This window comes from Hallerella porci (assembly GCF_003148885.1).
Classification (GTDB): domain Bacteria; phylum Fibrobacterota; class Fibrobacteria; order Fibrobacterales; family Fibrobacteraceae; genus Hallerella; species Hallerella porci.
Map to the genome: position 1 here is coordinate 1 of NZ_QGHD01000052.1, position 5,251 is coordinate 5,251.

Consider the following 5,251-nt stretch of genomic DNA (forward strand, 5'->3'; position numbering starts at 1 on the left):
CACTTCTTTTACGGCGAAAGCGCCAACGCGATCGAGACGCAAATCTGGGTCGTGATGATTGCAAACTTGTTGGTAAAACTGGTCAAGGCGCAAGTAAATCGCATGTGGAGCTTTTCGAATCTAGTCTCGCTACTCCGTCACTCGCTTGGATACTACTACGACCTTGTTCCGTTCCTCGAAAATCCTGAACGAGTAGCTGCAAGCTCTTTTGTCGGGGGCCGTTCACCACCCGGCCAGCTCCAGCTAAATCTTGTCTAGGGGGCCCGCAAAACGCAAAGGCACCGCTTTCTGTCGAAATCGGCGCGTATTCAGCATATTGTGTTTATGTTGGAACTTTTACCGGACAGCAATAACTTACTAATCATACCATACAACAGCATAAGAAACACTAAAATATTGCAGACCATACCGCCCCAAAACAGGTACAACTTCAAGCCCTCATATCTAAAAAAACTGTTCTTACTTTCCTCAAGCTCCCGGATCTTCTGCTTCATCACGCTCGTAAGTGTATCAGACTGCTTCTCAAGAAGCTTTGTAGCCCTCTGTATAGCCTCTATATTCGCCTGTAACGCCTTTCTAACCTCTTGGACGGTGTTTTCCTTAACCTCATCTTTCAGGCTCCCAATCTCGCCCGATATAGCGTCTTGAAGCAATTCGTTGCTGTTCTTCAGCAGCTCTACGCTCTGCTTCAGCTCGCTGATGAGCTTCCTGTTCTGCTCTGCGTCTCTCTGCCTGTTCTGCTCTGCCCTCACTTGTTCTTGATTTGACTGCTTCATCAATTCCTCGCAGTTCTCGCTCGACATCGCCAACGCTTCTTTGAGCAGACTGTTTTCCAGCTCTGTCCGGCTCTGTCGGTTTAACTCTTGAAGCTGCTCTCTTGGACTGCTCTGCTTCTGCTGTTCGTGCATTTCTCTCAAACTCATGCTCCATACTCTCCTTTCCAAAATCCATATTGTAGTATTTTTCCAGCTTGTTATCCCTGATTTTACAAGCCTTTTCTCCTGCCTGTTCCCTGGCTAAGTCGGTATATGTGATGTACTTGTGGCTGTCCTGCCAGTCCACCCCGTACCCTCTTTCATTCATCAGCCGGATAAAGGTTTCCCGGCTGGTCGCTGTTTCCTTACAATCCAGCACCGCAAGGGCAATATCCTGCACATAGCTTTTGACCTTTCCCTGCTCTGCCTGTTTCAAAAGCTGGTAGGTGTCTTTGCTCCATGCCACCGTTTCTTCCCGGACTTCTCCAGCAAATGTCTTTCCTTTCTCCGGCACATGCAAGCCCTGTTCCCAGCTCTGCTCGTTGCACCGTTCCTTTAAGTCTTTAAGGTCGTGCTTACTCAGAGGGTAATTTAGGGTATAACAAAATAACCCACCCGAATATCGTTTTTTTTATTTGGTGAGTTTGTTCTTTCAAATACGAAACAAATGCTCATGTACGGTAAAGTATCACAAGAAAATTATGTCGAATTGACAGCCGCCTCCGCTATACCGAATAAGGAAATAAAGAGTCCTCAAATTTTGCGCTACTAAATGAAGACGAGCGGAAGTAATCTCCCGCTCGTCAGTAAACTTAACTATGCCATATCAATCCCGCTTCTTTCCCGCCACCGGCACTAAGAACAGCGCGGGCAACAGCAGGAAAGCGGTACAGACCAGCCCCCAGGGTATGGACACCTGCTGGGCTACCAGCCCCACAATAGGCCCGCCGATGATCTGCCCGAAAGAGTCCAGCTGTCCGCTGGTGGAAAAGACTGTGGCGCGCATTTTCTCATCCACATGGTCGTTCATCCAGGCGGCCAGCACAGGCTCCTTGATGGTGCGCATAAGCCCCGCCAGCAGGAACACCAACAACATGAACCAAAAGCTCCGCCCCACCGCGAAGAGAACCAGGAACAGGATATACCCGGCGCTGGTGGACATGACCACACTGGTTCGGCTGACAGTCCCTTTTTTCTCCATGCGGGCGATGAGCAACTGAGAAGCCAGAATACCTAAGCCGCTGCCGATAAGACTGATAACACCGAACCAAGTGACGCTGTTCAGCGGCCCGATAACGGGTATTACCGTGTCATCCAGAAAATGAGCGGTGGAGAGCCGGTCAAAGCCTTCACTGGCAAGTCCCCCGCATAGTGTGATTGCTAAGAGCGCCAGCAACACAGGTGCGCCTTTCACAAAGCCCAGGTTGAGCTTGAACAGGCAGACAAAGTCTTTAAGCAAGCCCTGCCGTTCCTCAATAGCAGGGGAGAAGTTGGTTTCTGGCATGATGCGAACCAACACCAGCCCCAACAACAAGCACAAACTGCCCCCCAAGATGACAGGCATTTGCAGGTTTATGTTTCCCAGCAGTGTGCCCAGCACCACGCCCAGAACGCCGCCGATTTGCCCCATTTGACTGCCCCGCAGGAACACCTTGTCTATGGGTTTGTCCTCTTCCTCCGAGGCAATCCACGCCTCCAGAGCGCCGGTGATGAAGGTATCACCGCAACCCCAGACAACCTGGGCCAGCAGAACCGGCGCGAACCACGGTAGCGCACCCTCCATCAGAAAGCCCAGGCCGTAGAGGAACATTCCAATCAGCACCGAGCGCCGACGGCTATACAAATCCGCCACCACACCGGTGGGTATCTCGAACAGAAAGCAGGAGGTCTCCAGAACCGTCCCTACCAGGACAAGCTGGAAAGCATCCAGCTGCACCACCTCCAGGTGGTACACGATGGAAAGCACTGTGGACATAGAAACCGCCAGGGAAAAGACAAATCGGATCAGCAGGTAGACAGAATATGCCTTTGAATTTTTAGCAAACATGAAGTTACATTCTCCTTTCAAATCTCATTTTATATGACTTTTGCAAGCTGTTAAGCTAACTTGTGGAACATATGCCGAACCTTATCTATACGGCTATTCGGGCGGCGGGGTTGGCAAATAAATTTACCAATAGCTGGCTGGTATCCTTTTAACTCTGTCAAGCAGACTCCCTGCCCATTTGTGAAATAAGTTAAATCGTTCCTGTATTCTTGAATACATCTAGCAGGGATTTCTCCTTTCAGAATGACCTCGTCATTCTTTATCTGAGTACTTACAATATCTGCACAATACCTTGGAGCATCATGATACGCCCGTGAGAGATATTCTTGCGGTGCATAAATTTCAAAATAGAGATATGGTTCTAATAATTCTGTCCCCGCTCTTCTTAAAGCCTGCTCCAATACAATAGGAGAAAGCAGCCGAAAATCTGCCGGGGTGCTTACGGGACTATAATACTCACCATATTCAAAACAGATTTTACAGTCTGTCACTTCCCATCCATACATCCCTTGCTCACAACCATAACGAACTCCTTCCATAACTGCATTTTGGAATGATTGGTTTAAATACCCAAGTGAAACCCGGCTTTCATACTGCACCCCGCTCCCAAGAGGGAGCGGTTCTACTGATAATCCAATAGTAGCCCAGAAAGGATTCGGCGGCACTTCAATATGGATGGTATATTCTGCTTTTCCTAACGGTCTTTCCATGTATATAACAGTAGGTTCTTTTATTTCTGCCTCTACATGATACTTTTCCTCAAGAATGGCACAAATAACTTCCATCTGTACCTTCCCCAAAAAGGAAAGTATAATTTCATGCGTTGTAGTATCCACGTAATACTTTAAAAGAGGGTCGCCATCTGAGATTTCTGTAAGCGCCTCAAGTAACACTTCCCGCTGTTCGGATTTCTTTACTTCAATTGTTGTTTGGAGTATAGGGAGCGGATTTTCAATAGATTCCCGCTGCGGCAACAGTATTTCGTTCCCCAAAATACTGTTTAGCTGCAAAACATCATTTGGTAAAATTACAATTTCACCAGAGTAAGCCGTATCTGCTAAACACAATTCACCGTTTGTAGGAATACTCATCTCTGTAATTTTTATTTTCTCTTTTTCTGATATTCTGACAACGTCCCTCGAATGCAATGCGCCGCTGTACAGACGCACATAAGCCAAACGCCTCCTTTTTTCTGAATATTCAATCTTAAAAACCTGCCCGCATAGTTCAGATTGACCTTCAGGCGTTGATGAATAAAATTTACTGGCAATTACTTCTATAAGCTGCCGAATCCCCAGATTGTTTTTAGCGCTTCCGTGATAAACGGGAAATAACGTTCCGTTTTGGAATCTCCTGTTTTCTTCCTGTTCCAGTTCTGACATTTTAAACGGTTTCCCTGACATATATTTCTCTAATAGTTCATCGTTTCCCATAATTACCGCATCCCACTGTTCCATATCGTCATTGTCCGTTACATTTATATGGGGATGCTGCCCAACCTTTTGCTTCACTATAATTTCCGAAGAAAGCTTTGCTTTCATTTCCCGATATACCATTGGCAAATCAATCCCCTCTTGGTCAATTTTATTGATGAAAAAAATTGTCGGAATCTTCATTATCTGTAGTGCATGAAACAGTATACGGGTCTGTGCCTGTATGCCATCCTTTGCAGAAACTAATAATACTGCTCCGTCTAATACGGATAAAGAACGGTATACTTCCGCCAAAAAATCCATATGGCCTGGCGTATCTATAATGTTGACTTTTAAATCCTCCCACTGAAAAGATGTCACTGCTGTCTGGATAGTGATTCCCCTTTGACGCTCCAAATTCATTGTATCTGTCCTTGTTGTGCCTTCATCTACGCTCCCTAGTTCTGCAATTGCACCACTGGTATACAATAAACTTTCCGTTAATGTTGTCTTTCCTGCGTCAACGTGAGCCAGAATGCCTAAGTTAATTATTTTCATGTATTAGTGTCCGGTAAAACTTTTTAATTCAACCTAAAATCTAACAAAAAAAGGCGACTTCCGTTTCCGGGAGCCGCCACTTTTGACTATAGTTTCTTTTGCACATAAAACAAATTCAAAAGCACTATGGAATGTAGAAATTTTACCGGACAGCCGATATACGCACAAATCACAAAATACCTCTCTAAAGGCGAAATTCTGGGGCAATCCCGCAGCGTTGGCGGGGAACGCTATGTCAAGAAGTTCGACGGGTTCCAGCACCTGCTCGTGCTGTTGTTCGCTGTATTCAAAAATTACAGGTCCCTGCGCGAAATCCTTACGGGAGTGAACACGGAAGCGAGGCACCTGTGGCACGCCGGGTTCACGGGACCGCTGAAGATGAGCACTTTTTCCGACGCGAACAACAGACGCCCCTGCAAGTTCTTCGAGGCCGTCTACAAGTCGCTCTACGAAAAGTTCGGCCGTTTTTTACCGGACAG

4 protein-coding genes and 1 pseudogene are annotated in these 5,251 nt (G+C 46.7%); 2 read left to right on the top strand and 3 right to left on the bottom strand.

Annotated features, from left to right (window positions below):
• Positions 1-258, top strand: a pseudogene (locus tag B0H50_RS13755) (IS4 family transposase); the annotation flags it as partial.
• 50 nt (positions 259-308) lie between these two features.
• Here B0H50_RS13755 and B0H50_RS13935 read toward each other — a convergent pair.
• The 3 genes from B0H50_RS13935 to tet(O) all read right to left on the bottom strand — a co-directional run bounded on the left by B0H50_RS13935 (position 309) and on the right by tet(O) (position 4,772).
• Positions 309-923, bottom strand: coding sequence for a hypothetical protein (locus tag B0H50_RS13935; protein WP_408609882.1), 615 nt, complete (start codon positions 921-923; stop codon positions 309-311).
• Between the two features lie 658 nt (positions 924-1,581).
• Positions 1,582-2,802, bottom strand: coding sequence for a tetracycline efflux MFS transporter Tet(40) (gene tet(40) / locus B0H50_RS12745; protein WP_109587902.1), 1,221 nt, complete (start codon positions 2,800-2,802; stop codon positions 1,582-1,584).
• A 50-nt stretch (positions 2,803-2,852) separates the two neighbouring features.
• Positions 2,853-4,772, bottom strand: a complete 1,920-nt coding sequence (gene tet(O) / locus B0H50_RS12750) for a tetracycline resistance ribosomal protection protein Tet(O) (RefSeq protein WP_109587903.1) — start codon at positions 4,770-4,772, stop codon at positions 2,853-2,855.
• A 126-nt stretch (positions 4,773-4,898) separates the two neighbouring features.
• Here tet(O) and B0H50_RS12755 point away from each other — a divergent pair.
• A partial coding sequence (locus B0H50_RS12755; RefSeq protein WP_146193777.1) for a DUF4372 domain-containing protein occupies positions 4,899-5,251 on the top strand: 353 nt, incomplete at its 3' end.